Raw genomic sequence first — 18478 nt, 5'->3', positions numbered from 1 at the left:
GACCGGTAGGACCGTTGCTTTTCTTCCCTAAGGTAAGGTAAGAACTCCCCCGGGTCTTGGGGAGATAAGCGTATGCGTTACAACTGGGAGAGGGCTCCGACGCCTTTCGAGCGTCATCGAAAAGCTCTTGCGACAGCCATTTTGATCTTTGGCGGCATCGGCCTCATGCTGGTGGCCTTGCCGATCTAGCGCAATCAACATCTGTCCAGCGAATCCGATTCGTTAGACGGCTATCGACGGGTTGCTCAGCGAGGTTTCCTGTCACCGCGGTGACGCGACGACCGCGCCCTTCAAAGCCCCGGCTGAAGCGCTGGACCAGCACGACGATCACCGCCGGCTTGAATTGGTGGGCTTCCGGCAGGCTGTAGGAGTTCGGGCAGTTCCTCGACTCGATCGATCATCTATGGCGCATGCGCTCACGTCCTCCCCCTCGATACGTAGGTCACGATAGGGCATCTCAGACGAAAATCAGGGAAGACAGCGCTGGAAAAAACAGCATAGGCTGTTCGCAAGACGGCAAATCGATCCTGGGGAGGATGTGGATGGCTTCACGCTATCACGAGGTCTATGACGGCTGGAGGCGTGACCCTGAGAAATTCTGGGCCGACGCGGCCGGCGCCATCGACTGGTATTCGCCGTGGGACAAGGTGTTCGATGCCGCGGCCGGCGTCTATGGCCGCTGGTTCACCGGCGCGACTTGCAACACCTGCTACAACGCCCTTGACCGGCATGTCGCCGGCGGGCGGGCCGACCAGATCGCACTGATCCATGACAGCGCCATCACCGGAACGGTGAAGAAGTTCACCTATGCCGAACTCAAACGCGAAGTGGTGGCGCTGACCTCGGTCCTGAAGAATAGCGGCATCGGCAAGGGCGACCGCGTCATCATCTACATGCCGATGGTGGCGGAAGCGGCCATCGCCATGCTCGCCTGCGCTCGGATCGGCGCCGTGCATTCGGTCGTGTTCGGCGGCTTTGCCTCGCATGAGCTTGCCACCCGTATCGACGATGCGAAGCCGAAACTGATCATCTCGGCCTCCTGCGGCCTGGAGCCGGGCCGGGTCGTCGCCTACAAGCCGCTGCTCGACAAGGCCATCGAGATGTCCCGGCACAAGCCCGACGCCTGCCTGATCCTGCAGCGCGACCAGTTGCGCTGCGATCTGAAGGATCATTTCGACATCGACTATGCCGACGCGGTCGCCCGCGAACGGGCGGCCGGCGCCAATGTCGACTGCGTGCCGGTGCTGGCCACCGACCCGCTCTACATCATCTACACCTCGGGCACGACCGGCCAGCCCAAGGGCATCGTGCGCGACAATGGCGGCCACATGGTCGCGCTGAAATGGACGATGGACAACGAGTTCGGTGTAAAGCCGGGAGAAGTGTTCTGGGCCGCGTCCGACGTCGGCTGGGTGGTCGGCCATTCCTACATCGTCTACGGCCCGCTGCTGCATGGCTGCACCAGCGTGCTGTTCGAAGGAAAGCCGATCGGCACACCCAATGCCGGCACCTACTGGCGGGTGATCGCGGAGCACGGCGTGGTCGCGCTGTTCACCGCGCCGACCGCCTTCCGCGCCATCAAGGGGCAAGACCCCAAGGGCGAGTTCGTGCCGAAATACGATCTGTCGAAATTCCGCACGCTGTTCCTCGCCGGCGAGCGCGCCGACCCCGAAACCATCAAATGGGCGGAGCAGAAGCTCGACGTGCCGGTGATCGACCATTGGTGGCAGACCGAGACCGGCTCGCCGATGACGATCAACCCCGCCGGGCTCGGCCTGCTGCCGGTGAAATACGGCTCGCCCGGGGTGCCGATGCCGGGCTACGACATCCGCGTGCTCGACGATGCCGGCCACGAGGTGCCGCGCGGCACGCTGGGCAATGTCGTGGTCAAGCTGCCGCTGCCGGCGGGCTGCCTGCCAACGCTATGGAACGCCGACGCCCGCTTCCGCCAAGCCTATCTCGATGAGTTCCCCGGCTTCTACAAGACGGCCGATGCCGGCATGATCGACGAGGACGGCTATCTCTATGTGATGGCACGCACCGACGACATCATCAACGTCGCCGGGCATCGGCTGTCGACCGGCGCCATGGAAGAGGTGCTGGCCGCCCATCCCGACGTCGCCGAGTGCGCCGTCGTCGGCATCGCCGATGCGATGAAGGGCCAAATTCCGCTGGGCTTCGTGGTGCTGAACGCCGGTGTCGCACGGGACGGTGGCGCCATCGAGAAGGAGGTGGTCGCGCTGGTGCGCGAGCGCATCGGCCCGGTCGCCGCCTTCAAGACCGTGGTGACGATCAAGCGCCTGCCCAAGACGCGGTCCGGCAAGATCCTGCGCGGCACCATGCAGAAGATCGCCGACAAGGAAGCGTGGACGATGCCGGCGACCATCGACGACCCCGCCATCCTCGAGGAAATCACGGCAGCGCTGAAGGCGCGCGGCATCGGCGTGTAGGGAGCCCGACCCTGAGTGGAGCTAACGTTCCGCGATGTTGCGACATGGCGAACTTTGTGATGGCCGCAGGGCGCAATCGTAGATTGTGCAATGCAATATTCCGCCTTAAAGTTCCCGCGGGGGGCCATTCGACGGGATCGCATGGCTCAGCAAAAGACAACGTTTGGCGGTATTGATATCCTGCGGTTTCTCGCCGCCGTGCTGGTCATGGTCTACCACTACGGTTTCTGGGTATGGGCCTATCCCGACGGCATCTCGGCGCAAGCCACGGGCGGCGTTCCGGCGCAGCCCGGTATAGGCGCCTGGGTCGAGTCCGGCTGGGTCGGCGTTGAGATCTTCTTCGTCATCAGCGGTTTCGTCATTGCCTTCAGCGCCGAGAATTCGACACCGCTGCGGTTCTTCGAGGCAAGGGTCAAAAGACTGGCGCCGGCGGTCTGGATCTGCGCGCCGATCACCGCGGCACTGCTGCTGCTCATTGGCTCGAGCTGGCCGACCGACGCGGTGGTCAGGCTCGCCCGAACGGCCTTGTTCGCACCCTATGGTCCCTGGGTGGACAGCGTCTACTGGACGCTCGGCATCGAAATCGCCTTCTATGCCATCGTCTGGATCCTGCTGCGGCTCGGCCGCTTCCATCTGATGGAGAGGGTTGCCATCGTCATCGGTCTGGTCAGCACGTCGTTCTGGTGCCTCTGCTATCCGCTCGGCTGGTCGGACTTCGCCGAGACGCGCTGGCTGCAGCTCATCCTGGTGCATCATGGCTGCTTCTTCGCCGTCGGCGTGCTCATCTGGCTGATGCGGTTCAAGGCGATGACGCCTCCCCGCCTTGCTTTCTGCCTGCTGTTCCTCGGCGGCGGCGTGCTGCAGATCGCGAGTTCCGTCGACGTCCACAGCATCAAGGTCGCAGCCGCCATGCCCTACGCGCCGCCGATCCTGATGTTCCTCGCAGCCATCGCCCTGATGGCATGGTCGCTGCGGCTCGATCTCAGTTGGAGCGGCTGGCGCCGGATCGGGCTGATGACCTATCCGCTCTATCTGATCCACGACGTCATCGGCGCGTCGATGCTCGGCGCCATGGTGCGCGCCGGGCTGCCATATCTCCCGTCGATGGCAATCGTCGGCGCGACCATGATCGCGGCAAGCTGGCTGGTGGCAACCGAGGCCGAACCGCGCATCCGGCTGCTGCTCGACTACACGCTCTTCCGCTACCGGCTCAAGACGGCGTAGGCGATGCGACGCTCCGCTTCATGTCCGGCCGCATGAACGGTGGCGGGACGGCCGACGCTTTGCGCAATTTCGAAATGAAAACCGCAGCCCACTCCTAGAGCGGTTCAGTGTTTGTTGGAATCGCCGAACCGCTCTAACTCTTTGTTTTCACGCAATTCCCTAGGGAAAGCGCTACGCGCTTTTCCCGGGAAAACCGCTGCGCACTTTTCCTGGAATTGCTCTAATGCATGTCGCCCGGAAGTGTCCTCGGTTCCGGGACAACGACATGCATAAAATGAGAAAGCTTACAGCAGGTCGGGCGAATCCTATTCGCCGCGACATGCTGCAAGAGAATAGTGGGTGACGACCTGCCTCAGACCGTTGCCTTCGACCGCACTTCCGACTTGTCGAGATAGTAGGTCGAGTACTTGTCGAAGAATTTCTCCGAGGCCCCGATCGATCCGTATTTGGCGAGCTTCTTCAGGTCGACCTTGTTCAGCACCGCGCCGACGATCTTGTTGGCGACATAGGGTTCGGATTCCAGCATCGAGCGCACCATGGCGCGCGGCGTGCGGCCCCATTCGGTGACCAGCACGAAGCCGTCGACGAGCGGTGCGAAGGCCTTGGCGTCGACCACCGGCCCGAGCGGCGGCAGATCGACGACGATGTATTCGAACGTCTCCTTGGCGTTCTCGATGAAGCGGCGCATGCCGGCCGAAGAGAGAAGTTCGCTGGTGTGCGAGAAGTGCCCGCGCGACACGGCCGGGATGATCGCCAGCTTGGTCTGCCTGTCGATCTTGCCGACAGACTGCCAGGTCTGGCCGCTCACCACCGCTTCCATCAACCCTTGCTCGGCTTCCATGCCGAGGCTGCGGCTAAGGCCCGGATTGCGCAGGTCGCCGTCGATGAGCAGCGTCCTGGCGCCGTTGGCGGCCAGCAGCCCGGCGAGATTGGCCGCGACCGTCGACTTGCCTTCGCCGGGCAGAACCGAGATCACGCCGATGACGCGACTGGCTTGCCCTTCCAATACCACGTCGAAGGCGATCTTGGCGCTGCGCAGCGTTTCGGAGAACATCGATGCCGGAGCGTCGACGCTCACCCGCATTCGCGCGCGCCTTTCGATGGCGGCCGGAGTTCTGGCGACCTTGAGATCTGGCTCGTCCGGCTTGTCTTCCTTCGTCGGTTTGCCGCCGATGGTGGGCAGGTAACCGAGGAATTTGAGGCCGACGCGGTCGCGCACCTCCTCGCCGGTCCTGAAGAACCGTTCGTTGAACTCGTTGAGGCCGCCGAAGCCGGCGCCCATCAGAACGCCGAGCACCAGCGAAAGACCGAGCACGACCATGGTGCGGGGGCTCGAGGCGGCAAGCGGCGTCGACGCATCCGAGATGATGCGGATCTTGCCGACAGGGAAGGATTGCTGCTGCGCGGCTTCCTCATAACGGCCGAGGAAAGTCTGGTAGAGCGTCGTCAGCGCCGTCGCCTTCTGGTCGAGTTCACGCAGCTTGACTTGCGACTGGTTGTCGATGGAGCTCTTGCCTTGTGCGGCAGCGACATTGGCCCTGAGCGCTGTCTCGCGCGCCAGAGCCACCTCATACTCGTTGCGGTAGCTTTCGGTGAGTTGCTTCAGCTCGCCGAATATCTGGGCCGAAATGTCTGCCTTTTCCTTGGCGAGCGCCACGGCTTGGGGATGCTGGGCGCCGAAATTCGCCTCGACATCCTGCTGCCGTTTGGCGACCGCGAGATAGCGCGTCTTCAGCGCCGCGATGACCGAGCTGCTTGGCTGGTCGCTCGATATTGCGGCGTCCTTGAAAGCGTTGTCCGAGCCGCTGTCGACGATCGACTTGTACTGCTGGTAGCGGGCGCTGGCACGTGCCGTGTCGGCCTGCGCCACGATGAGCTGCGCGTTCAGGTCGGCAAGCTGCTTGTCGCTCATCAGCTGGCCATCGCTGTTGGCGGAAAGACCATGCTCGGCCCTGAACTTCTCGACCGCGAGCGATGCCTGCCGCGAGCTTTCGCGCAGTTCGGTCAGCCGGCCCTGCAGCCAGACCGCCGCGCGCTCGGTGGCATCGAAGCTGGCATCGAGCTGGTCGGCGAGATAGGCGTCGGCATAGGCCTTGGTGATGGCTTTCGCCAAACCCGGATCCGTCGCCTGGTAGCCAAGCGCGATGACGTAGCTTCGCCCGACGCGATCGGCCCGGATCTCGTTCTGCAGCTTGAGGATGGCATAGTCGCGTCGCGACGTGGCGATCAGCGCATCGCGCGTGGCGGGGTCGAGCTTGGAGATATCGCCGACGCCCGGCATGACCGGGCTCGGACGGACATACTGGATCAGACCGCGGACCAAGCCGACGCCCTGGGCAAGGGCCGACTGCGGCGGGTTCATGAACGCGTCGTTCTGGTCGAGTTTCAGCTTGTCGACGACCACGGCGGCAAGCCGAGTCGAGGTCAGAATTTCGATCTGGCTGAGGATGGCGGAATCGGTCTGCATGGTTGTCGACGCTGCCGAGATGTCGTCGACGATCTTGTTCAGCCCCTCGTCGATCAGCACGCTGGCGACCGACTGGTATTTGGGCGGCGTCGTCTGCAGATAGAGCAAGCCCAGGAAAAGACCGATGATGGCGCACACGCCAACCACCTTGGCCTGCCGCGCGGCCATGCCAAGCAGCCGCTCCACGTCGATGAAGTCTTCGCCGTTTCCTGCGTCCGCATTCGGCAATGGCATCCTCTTGTCGAGAGGAAAGTTGGCATAATTCATCTTCGGTCCAATTCTGGCTTGTCTCGCTCGCAGGCCCCGGGAAGATCGGGAGCATTGGCGGGCGCGACACACACTTGGTGCCGGATGGCGCGGAGCCGGCCGGCCCCTCCGCCGTCAGCCGCCCGACAATGCTCCCGAAAGATGGGCATTATGGGGCTTCTTCCTGGCGTTCATGCGTCCGGACGCACTCCCGGAGCATCTCGAAGACCGGGCCCTTCATGTCGTCGCGCGCCAGCGCGAAGGCGACATTGGCCTGGATGAATCCTTCCTTGGAACCGCAGTCGAACATGCGGCCCTTGAAAGGCTGGGCAAAGAATGGCTGCTCCTGCGACAGGCGGACCATGGCGTCGGTCAGCTGGATCTCATTGCCGGCGCCGCGTTGCTGGTTGCCCAGAAGCTGGAAAATCTCGGGCTGCAGGATGTAGCGGCCGTTGATGTAGAAGTTCGACGGCGCGTTGGCCGGCGCAGGCTTTTCGACCATGGCCGTCACCTCGAAGCCGCCGCCAATGTCGGCGCCACGGCCGACGATGCCGTATTTGTTGGTCTCGCTTGGGTCGCAGCGCTCGACGGCGATGACGTTGCCGCCGGTCTCGGCATACAGGTCGGTGATCTCGGCCAGGCATCCGCGCCCGCCGAAGGAGACCATGTCGGGCAAAAGCAGGGCGAAGGGCTCGTTGCCGATGACCTCGCGCGCGCACCAGACGGCATGGCCGAGGCCTTGCGGCGATTGCTGGCGGATGAAGGAGGTGGCGCCGGCCACCGGAAGCAGGCTTTCCAGCGACTGCAGTTGCGCCTTCTTGCCAGTCTGCTCCAGGGTTCCGATCAGTTCGGGATGGAGGTCGAAATAGTCCTCGATGACCGCCTTGTTGCGGCCGGTGACGAAAACGATGTGCTCGATGCCGGCCTCGAAGGCCTCGTCCACCGCATATTGCACGACGGGCCTGTCGACCACGGGAAGCATTTCCTTCGGCATCGACTTGGTCGCCGGCAGGAACCGTGTTCCAAGCCCCGCCACCGGTATCACGGCCTTCCTGATTTTCTTCATCGCAAATTCCTTCTGAGGAGATCGACTTCAGTCCATTCACAGGCCACGAAAAATCCCTCCATGTGCCTGCATCTTCACCTCCCCACCCCCACGGCAAACTGTGCCGCTACTCTTCGCAACCGCACGGCGATCGGCATGCCCATATGCCTGACCGCCGCCGGGTCGCTGAGCGCCGTCCGGATCGCCTTGAACGGGGACCGCGCCTTGATGTGCTGGACCATCGCCAGGAACGAGGCCGCCTTGCGCAGGCTGCGGCCGCGCCGGGCGAAGGCTGCCTGGGCCGCCTCGTCCATCCGATGGGTTTGAGCGAATTCGGCATCCGCCTTGCGCATCGCCTCGACATGATGAGGCTCGAGCACGCGCGAGATGGAACCGCCGCGGATATGATAGGCATAGCCGATATCGGACTCGACCACGCATCTGCCACCAACGGCCAGGGCTTCGGCAAACAGGATGTAGTCCTCGCCGATCCTCAGTTTCTCGTCATAGCGCAGCCGGTTTTCGTCGAGGAAACTGCGCAGGAAGATCGGCTTGAGGTAGCCGAGATTGAATTTCGATTCGAAGACGACATTGCCGGCGATGTAGGTGGCCAGCGAAATCTCGCGCAGGTCTTCCAGATACTGGCGCGGGAACATCGCGTCCTCGACCACGCCGTCCTCGCGGACGACCTGGAGATTGTCGACAGCGATCTGGGCCTTCGCCTTTTCGGCGCAGCCGATCATGGCGGCGATGCGGCCGGGAAAGACGGCGTCGTCGGAATCGAGAACCGCGATCCACCTGCCGCGGGCGGCGTCGAGCCCGGCATTCCTGGCCCCTCCGGGACCCCTGTTCTTTTCCAGCGCCACGACGCGCACGATGTGCTCGGGATAGGCCCGCGCCACATCGAGTGTGCCGTCACGCGACTTGTCGTCGACGACGATGATCTCGAGGCTGACACCCTTCTGGGCGATGGCGCTGGTGATCGCCCGATCGAGGGTTGCCTCGGCGTTGAAGGCGGCAATCACAAAAGAAACATCGGGGACGAAGGCAATATCAGGCTGCACGCTTGCCTCCTTCCCCTGCTGGCTGGCCGTAGAGGCGCAGTTCGCGGACACCGACAAGGCCGCTGACGACGCCGACATGCATGATGCCGCGCAGTACGCTGCGGTTCCTGCGTATCGGGCTGGCGGCAACCGGAAGTGCGGCGGCGAAGCAATAGGCGGCCTTTGCCGCCGCAAGGCCGGCCTGCTTCGCCCGCGCGATGCCGCTGGCGTTGCGGCCCAGGAGGTGGCCGTGCGTCTGGCCGACCCGGAAACGGCGACGGCTGAGCCAGTCGAACGCGGCCCTGGCCCGCGGCACCGCCTCGTCCACCCATGCCTCCGGGGCAAAGGCGATCCGGCCGCCTGCCTTGTGCATCTGGTCGAAGAATTCGGTGTCCTCGCCGCCGGTCTGGCCGCGCGCCAGGCTGAAGCGACGGCCGCGCAGGCTGTCAGATCCCATGCGCAGCAGGACGTTACAGGTGTAACCGGTGCGGATTTCGCCGCGCACGCGGACCGGCAAGGTGGAATGGAAATCGCCGCGGCGCATCCAGTCCGGCGCATCCGGGCGATAGAGCGCGCGCACCGGGCCGAGAACCGCGGCGGCGCCGCTCGTCTCGGCCGCCGCCACCAGTTCGGCGAGCCAGTGGGCGGTGGCGGTCTCGTCGTCGTCGATAAAGGCCAGGAAATCCGCCTCGCTGGCGTCGAGGCAAGCGTTGCGGGCAATCGAGATGTTACGCGCCGGGCAATGCCGGTAGCGGACCGGCAGCTTCAATTCCTGCGACAGCACCGTCACCAACTCCCTGGCGCTCGGCATGTCGTCATTGTCGGCGACGATGACGCCGACCTCGAAGCCGTCAGGCACGGCAAGAGCGGCGAGCGAGCGCAGCGTATCGGCCAGTTCCGGACGCCGGAACGTGCACACGCCGATGTCGATGCTGCGGCTCCTAGCCTCGACCGCCATCACGTCGCCCTCCGCCATGCGCCGAGGCCGAGAAGCTGCAGCCAGAAACCGACGGACCAGCCGAAATGCATCACCATAGCCGAGACGCCGGCAAGCGCGATATCGGCATTGCGCTGGCCGATGGCCGTCACCAGGCCATAGCCCAGGCACACCGCCGCCCACAGCAACAGCGGCAGCGCCGCGATCCAGTGCACGAAGGAGAAGGCGGCCAGCAGAACCACCGGGAAGACCGCCAGCGGCACCATCTGCCTAACCTTCGGGATCACGCGGTGTTTCAGCACATTCTTGGCCCGGCCACGGCCATAGCCGAGATACTGGAAATAGAGGCCGCGCAGCGAGGTGCGCGGATAGTAGACCATATGCGTCCTGCCGCTCATCCAGATCCTGTAGCCGGCCTGCCTCAGCCGATAGTCGAGTTCCGCATCCTCGTTGTGGCTGAACGTCTCGTCATAGCCGCCGACGGCCTGGAAGGCCGAAATCCGCATCAGCGCGTGATGGCCGTGGTCGACCCATCCCCCGGCGGAGAGGTGGCGATGCTTGGAGCCGCCGGTGCCGAGCTTGGAGTTCTGCGCCGCCGCCACCGCTTTCTGCACGGTGCCGCTGCCGCTGGTCAGCATCGAAACCACGACCGAATCGGCGCCGGTGGCCGACGCCTCCTCGACCAGCCGGTCGCAATAGTCGTCGGGATAACCGCCATGGGCATCGATGCGGATCAGATATTGCGCGCCTTCGCCGAATTCAGCCACCGCCAGGTTGATCGCAGCACTCTGGATGCGCTTTTCATTGTGAAGCAGGATGATGCGCGGATCGTTCCTCTGGCGCTCGCCGACGATGGCCAGCGTACCGTCGGTGCTGCCGCCATCTGCAACGACGATCCGCGCGCCAAGCCGTTCCGCCGCCGGGCAGAGCCGGTCGAGCAGCGCCCCGATATGGGTTGCCTCGTTGAGACACGGGATCACGATCAGGCTGGGGGCAGGCGCTTGCGTCATCGGGCCGATGTCCATCCTATGCCAGGGCCTCAGTCGAGAGGGGTTCGCGCACGGTGGTCAGGCGGCGCAGTTTTTCGACCAGGGCGCTGCAGTCGCTGCGATCGTAGCTCCACATCCTCGGATTGTGGGCCAGCACGCGCGCCTTCAGCCTGCCGAAGCGATGCTGTTCCATCCTGCCAAGTGCAGTTTCGAGCGCCTCGGGCGTGGCCTGCGGCAACAAAACGCCGATATCCCGCTGCCGCAGGAACCGTCCGGTCTCGGTGTTGTCCATCGAGATCGGCACCGCGCCGAAGCGGCAGCCTTCATAAAGGCGGTTGGGCAGCAGCCATTCGGAGTTCTGTCCCTCCTCGAAGAAATCGATCGCCCAGGAGAAATGGACGTCCTGATAGATCGCCGCCATGTCCTCCGGGTTGCGATACGGCCCGCAAAACGACAGGTAAGGTTCGGCATCGACGAAAGCATGGAAATCCGGAAATTCGGAAAGTGCCGGACGGCCGCGCAGCACGATCTCGAATCGACCCTCCATGCGGCGCGTGAAACCGGCCAGCAGTTCGAGCGAGCGGCGGCACCGAAGCGCCCCGAACCACCCGATCCGCCATGGCGGGGCGACAGGTCCTTCCACCGCCTCGCGTTCACCAGGCAGAACAGCCGCTGCCTCGAAATACTTGTTCTCGACCAGTTCCACCGGTGCCGCGACCTGGCGGAACGGTTTGAAATAATTGGCGATGAAGGCCGGCGAACTGGTCACCAGCAGCTTCACATCCCGCGCCAGATGGCGCTCGGTGGCGCGCAGCGTCTTGCCCAGGGCATCGTCGCGGAGCACCAGGCGATGAATGTCCAGGCATTCATAGACGATCGGGACAGCGGCGCCGAAAGCCGACCTTGCGCGGCGGGCCAGCGCCAGCATTTCCAGATTGCGCGCGATGATGAGATCGGGCCTCGGCGTGCCCCTCAGCTTCGTGCGAAGCGAAACCGCCGCCTTCGCCACCGCCGCCAGGCGGTGGGGGAATCGGCCGTCGCGCGTCGCACCAAGGTCGATCGGCCGCAATCCTTCAACGTCGGCAATCGGATTCACGGTGCGGCGGAAGCCCGCCAGGGTGACCCGGGCGCCACCTGCCCTGAGCATCGTGGTCCGCCGGCGAACCGCCGGGTCGGAAACATCGTGCACCAGGTACAAGACATGCAGCATGAAAACTCGATCGCTGTTGGCCCACCCGAAGGGAAGCCTAGTACAGCTCTTGCTGCATCGCAACATTTTTGGTGCGCCGTAGCAAAATTGGGCATCCCTACCGCACCGCACAAAACATATGATCCAATTTTTTGACAGCGCTGGCGCGCCCATACAATCGAACCATCGGAGGCGACATGGCCTGCCGCGCCAGGAAATCGGGGCGTTTCGCTTGCAAAGCCCGCAACATGACGGCCACGTCAGGCCAAATCGCTCCCCACCCGGCAAAAGAGCTAACAGTTAATCAATTGCTAAAATCATATTGCACCGCAACAAAAAATGGTGTTGAATTCTTGTCAGGGAAGTTGGGCCTCGAGTTTGGCCAGGGATCAGCTGGCTGCATTCTGTTGCAGCGCGGCAGCATGCTTTTCTGCATCTTTGGAATAGCTTGCGAATATCCCCGATGCCGCTGCTTGAAGACGAGTGGTTCCGTATGGGCAAATCTCTTCGCATCGCCGTCTATGACGACAAGTATCCGACCAGCTTCGTTACGCCGCGAGCGTCCAGGCATACGATCCTGCGACAGCGATTTCTGCCATTGAATCTGGTCTCGTCCAAGCTGGAAGGCGTGACGCTGATCGAGCCTGCCTTGTCTGTCGACATGGTGCATGCATTTAACCGGATACCGATCAATTCCTCCAAGTACATCATGTCATTTGAATCCCATTTGCCGCGACAGTTTGCCCTTCGCAAACGCGGGTTGATGGCCCGCTATCTCAGGTCGCGAATTGCCAGCACAAGCTGCCGTCGCATCATCGCACTGTCGCATTTTGCCCGCAGAAGTTTTCTGGCCCAGCACAGCGACAATCCGGAAGTCGGCCTCCTGATGGAGAAGCTGTTGGTCCGCCACCCGAACGTCGTGGTGCCGGCGACGGAAGACGCGATGTCCGAAAACAGCGCCGAGGAACTGGTGCTGACATTTGTCGGCGCTCACTTTGGCCGCAAGGGCGGATGCATTGCGGTCAAGATCGCCGAAAAAGCCATCCAGCAGAAATTGCCAATTCGGGTGAACGTTGTCTCAAGTCTCCAGGTTGGCGGCCATATATGGACGGATCCGACAAGTCCGGGATTCTTCGACCCCTATATCAAGCTGCTCGAACTGAAAAACGTACAGCATTACGGGGTGTTGCCTAACCAATCGGTCCGACAATTGCTGCGCAACTCGCATTTCGGCATCCTCGCCACGTTTGGCGACACTTTCGGCTATTCAGCGCTGGAATCGATGTCAGAGCACACCCCTGTTCTTGGAACAAAGGTCTGCGCCTTGCCGGAATTCCTCGAGGACGGCATCAACGGGATTGCCTTGCCTGTCAGGCTCGACGACATCGGCGATTGGTGGAGTCCGGGATACGACTCGCGGGGGGAGGCGAAATATGCCGAATATTTCCGTGATGAGGTCGAACGGCTCGCCAGTTTGGCCATCGACCGATTGAAGCCGTATATTGGGCAACCCGCCTTGATGGCGCCGCTCCGGCGCGATGCCCGCAGGACCGCGGAGACCATGTTCGGGGCAGAACCCGCAGGCGCGTTTCTCGATGCGCTTTACGATCGTGTCGCATTGGAAAGAGTGCGCGAGCCTGTGCAACTCGATCCTGCCCTCGATGTTGCGTCTCCCCAGTCCTTGCAGCTTGAAAGCGTTCGATTCGGTCCATCGCAGTTTGAACCCGGCGAGCAAAATAGAGTGGGACGGACCCACCCCCCGATAGCCTCCGCGGCTTGAGCGCCTCTCCAGGAGTTGCAGCGCTGCTCTTGGCCTGCGCCCGCCGGCAATCTCCTGACACGAAAGGCCTTTTTCTGCATTGCAATATTTTTGATGCAATGCAGCAAAAAATCGCCTTATCATTGGTGTATGGCTCAATCACCGAAGTGGCGCCCATGGCACTGGAACGCCACGGCCGCGTAGAACGGCCGGCTTTGGCATCGTCGCCGCTGACAAGGTCAAGGCGACCCAATGGAGGCTAGCGATGAATTCCACACGCAGACAATTCCTCACGCTTCTGGCGGCCTCCTCCGCCATGCAATGGGTCGCCGGCCATGCATTGGCCGAGAGCGCCACGGCGGGAAGCGGGAATGTTGCCCTCGACAAGCTTCCCGACTGGTCGGGTGTCAAGCTGCAACTTTGGAAATACAACAATCCCTTCGTGCCGTCGCAGTGGAGCGAACCCAAGCTTGGAGGTTACGACTGGAAAGCCGCTAACGTCAAAATCGTCGACGGCGCGCTACAGCTTACCGTCAGCGAGAAGGCATCCGCAGAGGTAATGTCCGGCGCCAACTCCGCTTCCTCGTCGGCAAAATGGGAAGTGGACGTAACGCTTCCCACGATGAAGCCAGGGCTAATCGCGGCGCCGCTTTGGATTTTCAACGACAAGGCCCATGAGGAAGTCGACTTTGAGATCGTCGGCACCAAGGGGATGCAGATTACTGTCTGGGCGAACGTCGACAACAAGCACAAGACCGTTTGGGTCAAATTGATCCAGCCTGGCGACCTCTCGGGCAAACGATATCACCTCGGCATGCAATATGAGGCGGGGAAAAGAGTTGCCTTCTTCATCGACGGCAAGGAAGTGGCCGTCGTAACGCCGGCCGACACCCCCGGCGGAGCGTTTCCGAACAAGCCCATGCAGCCGTATTTCGACCTGTGGGTGGCGGCAGGCGCGACCATGGATCCGCGCTGGGCCGGCAAATGGGAGCCAATGGCCGCCTCGGAGAGACTGGTCATGACACTCCACGGATACAGGCGCAGTGACGTCGGCCAATGAGTTGAACCTTCACGGCGCCAAGGCTGCTTTGTCGAGCATCAAGGCATAGGCGCCGGGTATGCTGCATCGCAACAATATTGGCGCGGCGCTCCACGTTTTCTGTTGCACTGCAAAATTATTGCCGTAGTTTGTGGTCGGCGGCGGTTGTGGATTTCGGGATGCGGAATCCGCGCAAAGATCAGGAATCCTGAATTTGGAAGCCAATCCATTCGATCAAACAGAGAGAGCGCTGCGAGAGCCGGTCGTACCCGGACATGTCGGGCGCACGCCTGTACCGGATCAACGCATAGTATGGGTGGATATCTGTCGGGGATTTGGCATCATACTCGTGGTCGTTGCACACATTTTCATCGTGAGCCACGATCCAGTTAAGCAGTACATGGCCTGGGGCATATTCCTTTTTCATATGCCGCTTTTTTTCATCCTCTCCGGCTATTTCTACTCGCCTTCCTCCACCTCAGAGCTTGCCAGGAAACGGAGCCAGTCCCTCCTTCTTCCCTATGTCGGGTTTCTGGCGACACTCGTTGTTCTCGACGTCATATGGACCTATGCGCGGGGCCAGACACTCGCACCATGGCAGTTCCGCGAAATCGCGATCCATAGCGTACTGGGCGGCCAGTTTCTCGACGGGAAGTTCGGCACTTTCTGGTTCGTGACGTGTCTGTTCCTCACGCAACTGGCATACAACTTCGTCGGCGCGAGGTCGCAATCAGCCCTGTCGCCTGCGGTGCTGACTCTGGTCGCCTGCTCATGCGCCTTAGGCTACCTGGTGATGCACGAGTTCCCGGCGGCAAGAACACCATGGGCAATATCTTGCATTCCAATCGCGATGGTTGCCTTTTGGTTTGGCCACATGCTGGCTCAGAGGCCTTCACTTGGCCAGTTTTCGATCACTTTCCTGTCCGGCGCTTTCGTCATTTGTACCGTGGCGGCAATCGCCGGCGTGCATTTTAGCTTTAGCATGAAGGATACAAATTTCGGGCCGCCTTTGCTTGGCATTCTGCTCGCGACGGCGCTTTCGGTTGCGGTTATGCTGACCACAATGAAGCTGAGCAATTGGCCTCCAGCAGAGTGGCTTATCCCTGTGGGCAGAGCGTCTCTGGTGATCATGTTCGTGCATCAGTTCGTGCATTTCACGTTGCGGGACCTGGGTGTATCGCGGGATTTGGAACTGATCCTGGCGGCTGTGATCGTTCCGTTTGCCCTGTGTCTGGTGATGGACCGGTTCTGGTTTTCGCGCTGGATGTTTTTGGGCAAGGCACGGAAACCGATCCCCGGGAATAAATTGGCAAACGCCGCCTGAGCCACCCAGGGAGCGCGGCTTGCCGCACCACGAACGGCACTGCAGCATTTCTTGTACAGAGGAGCGAAAAAGAACGGCGTTTTTTGTTGCACTGCAAAATTATTGCCTTAGGGTTGTTCCGGGCGGTGTTCGTGGATCCAGGGATCCGTGCAAATCAAGGATTCCGCTTTGGAAACCAGTCCATTCGATCCGCCGGAAGGCTCGTTGCGCAAATCAGTTGGACGTGGCGCAGTTGTGACCGCCCTGTCGCAATCCGTGCGGGTCGCGACGCAAATCATCTCTGTCATTGTCTTGTCGCGGCTCTTGTCGCCCCAAGATTTCGGCGTCGTTGCGATGTGCGCGCCGGTGTTGGCCTTCATCGCGCTGTTTCAGGATTTCGGCCTAACCCAAGCGACGATCCAGAAGTCGGCAATCCGGCATCAGGAGGTCAATTATCTATTCTGGATCAATGTTGCCGTCAGCGCTGTCCTGGCCTGCGTTCTCGCCGGAGCAGCACCGCTGGTTGCCGGTTTCTACGGGGAACCCCGCGTCACGGGCCTGGTGGCCGCGTTCGGCCTGCAGATCATGGCCTACGGACTGGGTGCGCAGCATCTGGCGTTGCTGACACGCCGGATGCAGTTCGACCGGCTCGCCCTGATCGACGTTGCCAGCGCTATCGCGGGGCTGGCAGTATCCATTGCCTGGACGTACATCGACCGCTCATACTGGGCGCTGTTTGCCGGCACATTGACGGGCGCCGTGCTACCGACCCTCTGTTATTGGGCCAGCTCGCGCTGGCGGCCCGGCCGGCCGCGCAATGTCGCAGGGATCAGCGAGTTGATGAACTTCGGCGCTGGCGTCACCGGCTTCAACTTCGCCAATTTTTTTGCCCGCAACCTGGACAATGTGCTGATCGGAAAATACTGGGGAGAGGCTCAGCTCGGCCTTTATGACCGTGCCTACAAGCTGCTCCTGTTTCCGCTCAGCCAGATCACCAATCCGTTGTCGAAGGTGATGGTGCCGGCGCTCTCAAGGCTGAAAGACGAACCGGACCGTTACCGCAGCGCATTTCTTCGCGTGATCCCGCTGATCCTGATTGTGGCGCTTCCTGGCGTCGCGTTTGCCGCGGCGATGTCGGACACTCTCATTCCGTTCGTGCTCGGTGAGCAGTGGCGCGCAAGCGCCAGCATCTTCTTCGCTCTTGGATTTGCCGGGCTCCTGCAGCCTCTCAACAACCCGTCAGGATGGCTGTTCGTCAGCCAAGGTCGCTCTGGCGACCTCATGCGCTGGGGCGTCGTCACAGCGGTGACGTCGATCATCGCCTTCCTGCTTGGCTTGCCCTATGGCGCCTTGGGTGTGGCGAGCGCCTATGCAATCAGCGAGTATCTGAGAACACCGTTCCTGTGGCTTTATGTCGGCAGGAGCGGGCCGCTGCAAGCCCGTCACATGTTCCGGACGGCTACTCCGTTCGTTCTTGGCGCCCATACGGCGCTGGCCGCAGTCTGGTTCATCAAGCCGCTGCTGCCACAGCAGCATATCTTCGCCTTGGCAAGCGGCGCCGTCCTTGCCTACCTGATTACTATTGTGGTCGCGCTGGCATTCACGGCGGGCCGCGAAGCCTTACGCGAGGCCATGCAAATCCTCCACACAAGGACGGCTGTGGCTGCACCGCGCGAGGCGTGACATCTGCGCATTCCTCCGGACGGGGTTCTGGGCCATTGCACCCGCACGGCTATAGCATGTCGCGGCGAATAGGATTCGCCCGACCTGCTGTAAGCTTCTGATTTCATGCATGTCGTTATCCCGGAACCGAGGACGCTTCCGGGCGACATGCATTAGCGCACACCCGTCGGCGACTCAGCGATTGCTAAATTCGCCGACTTTACGCAATTCCCGACGAAAAAGCGCTACGCACCAATTGCTCTAGGTCGTAGTGACGATTTAACTATCTGAGCCAGATAGCGATAGCTGCGAGTTTAACGAAGCCCATGAAGTTGGCCAGCAGCTTGTCGTAGCGGGTTGCGACACGGCGGAACTGCTTAAGTTTGCTGAAGAAGCGCTCGATGATGTTGCGCTCTTTATAGAGGTGAGTGTCATAGGGACGCTGGACCTTGCGGTTGCGCTTCGGTGGGATGACGATTTCGGCTCCCGTTTCGGCGATCTTTTCGTGCAGGTGGTCGGCGTCATAGCCCTTGTCGGCGATCGTGGCGCCAGCTTCGAAGCCTTCGACGAGATCATGGGCAAAGGCGATGTCGTTGCGCTGTCCGGGGCTGGCGATCAGGCGAACCGGCAGCCCGAGCGCATCGCCGGCGGCATGGATCTTGGTGCTCAACCCGCCCCGAGACCGACCCAAGCCTTGGGCATCCGCCCCCCTTTTGCCTTGCGCGCGCCAGCGGCGTGCTGATGCGCGCGCACGATGGTCGAGTCAATCATCAGCCATTCAAGATCGGCTTCGCGTGCCAGGACCGCCAACATGTCGTCGAGCACACCCATCTCGATCCAGCGGTAATAGCGTCGCTTCACTATAGCGTAGTTGCCAAGCCTTTCCGGCAGGTCGCGCCAGCGGCCGCCCGATCGCGCCATCCACAGTAACGCATCCAAAAACAGCCGGTTATTCGTCCTGGGACCTCGCTTGCCCTTGGTTCCTCCGGGAACCAACCCTTTGATCCGATCCCACTAGAGCGGGATGAGATTAGTTTCGGTCATATCCGGAGTTTTCGAAGTAGTGTGAGCATTCTGTCGGTGTGATGCGGTTGAGAATTTGGCCGATCGCGTCGCAAACGGTTT

At 61.9% G+C, this 18478-nt stretch carries 12 protein-coding genes and 1 pseudogene; 6 read left to right on the top strand and 7 right to left on the bottom strand.

Going from position 1 to position 18478, the window contains the following annotated elements; genetic code table 11:
• Positions 1 to 542: 542 nt before the first annotated feature.
• Entirely contained in the window at positions 543 to 2450 is a 1908-nt protein-coding gene (locus LB543_RS25760; protein WP_224616163.1) for a propionyl-CoA synthetase, read from the top strand.
• A 141-nt stretch (positions 2451 to 2591) separates the two neighbouring features.
• Positions 2592 to 3674 (top strand): acyltransferase family protein, encoded by a 1083-nt coding sequence (locus LB543_RS25755; RefSeq protein ID WP_224616162.1) that lies wholly within the window; start codon positions 2592 to 2594, stop codon positions 3672 to 3674.
• A 352-nt stretch (positions 3675 to 4026) separates the two neighbouring features.
• Here the strand turns inward: LB543_RS25755 and LB543_RS25750 are convergent, their stop codons facing one another.
• The 6 genes from LB543_RS25750 to LB543_RS25725 all read right to left on the bottom strand — a co-directional run bounded on the left by LB543_RS25750 (position 4027) and on the right by LB543_RS25725 (position 11611).
• A complete protein-coding gene (locus tag LB543_RS25750; protein WP_224616161.1) occupies positions 4027 to 6408 on the bottom strand; it encodes a polysaccharide biosynthesis tyrosine autokinase in 2382 nt (793 codons plus the stop codon).
• Positions 6409 to 6556: 148 nt separating this feature from the next.
• Entirely contained in the window at positions 6557 to 7453 is an 897-nt protein-coding gene (locus LB543_RS25745; protein ID WP_224616160.1) for a UTP--glucose-1-phosphate uridylyltransferase, read from the bottom strand.
• A 74-nt stretch (positions 7454 to 7527) separates the two neighbouring features.
• Positions 7528 to 8496, bottom strand: a complete 969-nt coding sequence (locus LB543_RS25740) for a glycosyltransferase family 2 protein (RefSeq protein WP_224616159.1) — start codon at positions 8494 to 8496, stop codon at positions 7528 to 7530.
• Positions 8486 to 9433, bottom strand: coding sequence for a glycosyltransferase (locus tag LB543_RS25735; RefSeq protein WP_140760664.1), 948 nt, complete (start codon positions 9431 to 9433; stop codon positions 8486 to 8488). The genes LB543_RS25740 and LB543_RS25735 overlap by 11 nt, the downstream gene beginning before the upstream one ends.
• Positions 9433 to 10422 carry a glycosyltransferase family 2 protein gene (locus LB543_RS25730; protein WP_224616158.1) on the bottom strand — a complete coding sequence of 330 codons (990 nt, stop codon included), beginning with the start codon at positions 10420 to 10422 and terminating at the stop codon, positions 9433 to 9435. The genes LB543_RS25735 and LB543_RS25730 overlap by 1 nt, the downstream gene beginning before the upstream one ends.
• 16 nt (positions 10423 to 10438) lie before the next feature.
• On the bottom strand, positions 10439 to 11611 hold the full coding sequence (locus tag LB543_RS25725) for a glycosyl transferase family 1 (RefSeq protein WP_224616157.1): 1173 nt from the start codon (positions 11609 to 11611) through the stop codon (positions 10439 to 10441).
• Between the two features lie 442 nt (positions 11612 to 12053).
• On the opposite strand from LB543_RS25725, the gene LB543_RS25720 reads away from it, so the two are divergent.
• From LB543_RS25720 to LB543_RS25705, 4 genes are all read left to right on the top strand, one after another.
• The gene (locus tag LB543_RS25720; protein WP_224616156.1) at positions 12054 to 13370 is read left to right on the top strand and encodes a glycosyltransferase family 4 protein; all 1317 of its coding nucleotides are present in this window, start codon (positions 12054 to 12056) and stop codon (positions 13368 to 13370) included.
• Positions 13371 to 13665: 295 nt separating this feature from the next.
• A complete protein-coding gene (locus tag LB543_RS25715; protein WP_224616155.1) occupies positions 13666 to 14409 on the top strand; it encodes a family 16 glycosylhydrolase in 744 nt (247 codons plus the stop codon).
• A gap of 193 nt (positions 14410 to 14602) precedes the next feature.
• The gene (locus tag LB543_RS25710) at positions 14603 to 15712 is read left to right on the top strand and encodes an acyltransferase family protein (RefSeq protein ID WP_181178691.1); all 1110 of its coding nucleotides are present in this window, start codon (positions 14603 to 14605) and stop codon (positions 15710 to 15712) included.
• A gap of 168 nt (positions 15713 to 15880) precedes the next feature.
• Positions 15881 to 17374: a lipopolysaccharide biosynthesis protein gene (locus LB543_RS25705; protein ID WP_224616196.1), complete on the top strand. Its 1494-nt coding sequence runs from the start codon at positions 15881 to 15883 to the stop codon at positions 17372 to 17374.
• Between the two features lie 262 nt (positions 17375 to 17636).
• Here LB543_RS25705 and LB543_RS25700 read toward each other — a convergent pair.
• Positions 17637 to 18349: pseudogene (locus tag LB543_RS25700) on the bottom strand (IS5 family transposase).
• Positions 18350 to 18478 lie beyond the last annotated feature (129 nt).

The sequence above is a fragment of the Mesorhizobium sp. ESP7-2 genome (genome assembly GCF_020164715.1).
In the GTDB taxonomy this organism is placed as follows: domain Bacteria; phylum Pseudomonadota; class Alphaproteobacteria; order Rhizobiales; family Rhizobiaceae; genus Mesorhizobium.
The sequence above is the reverse complement of the archived record's forward strand: the minus strand, read 5'-3'. Positions and strand labels throughout refer to the sequence as shown.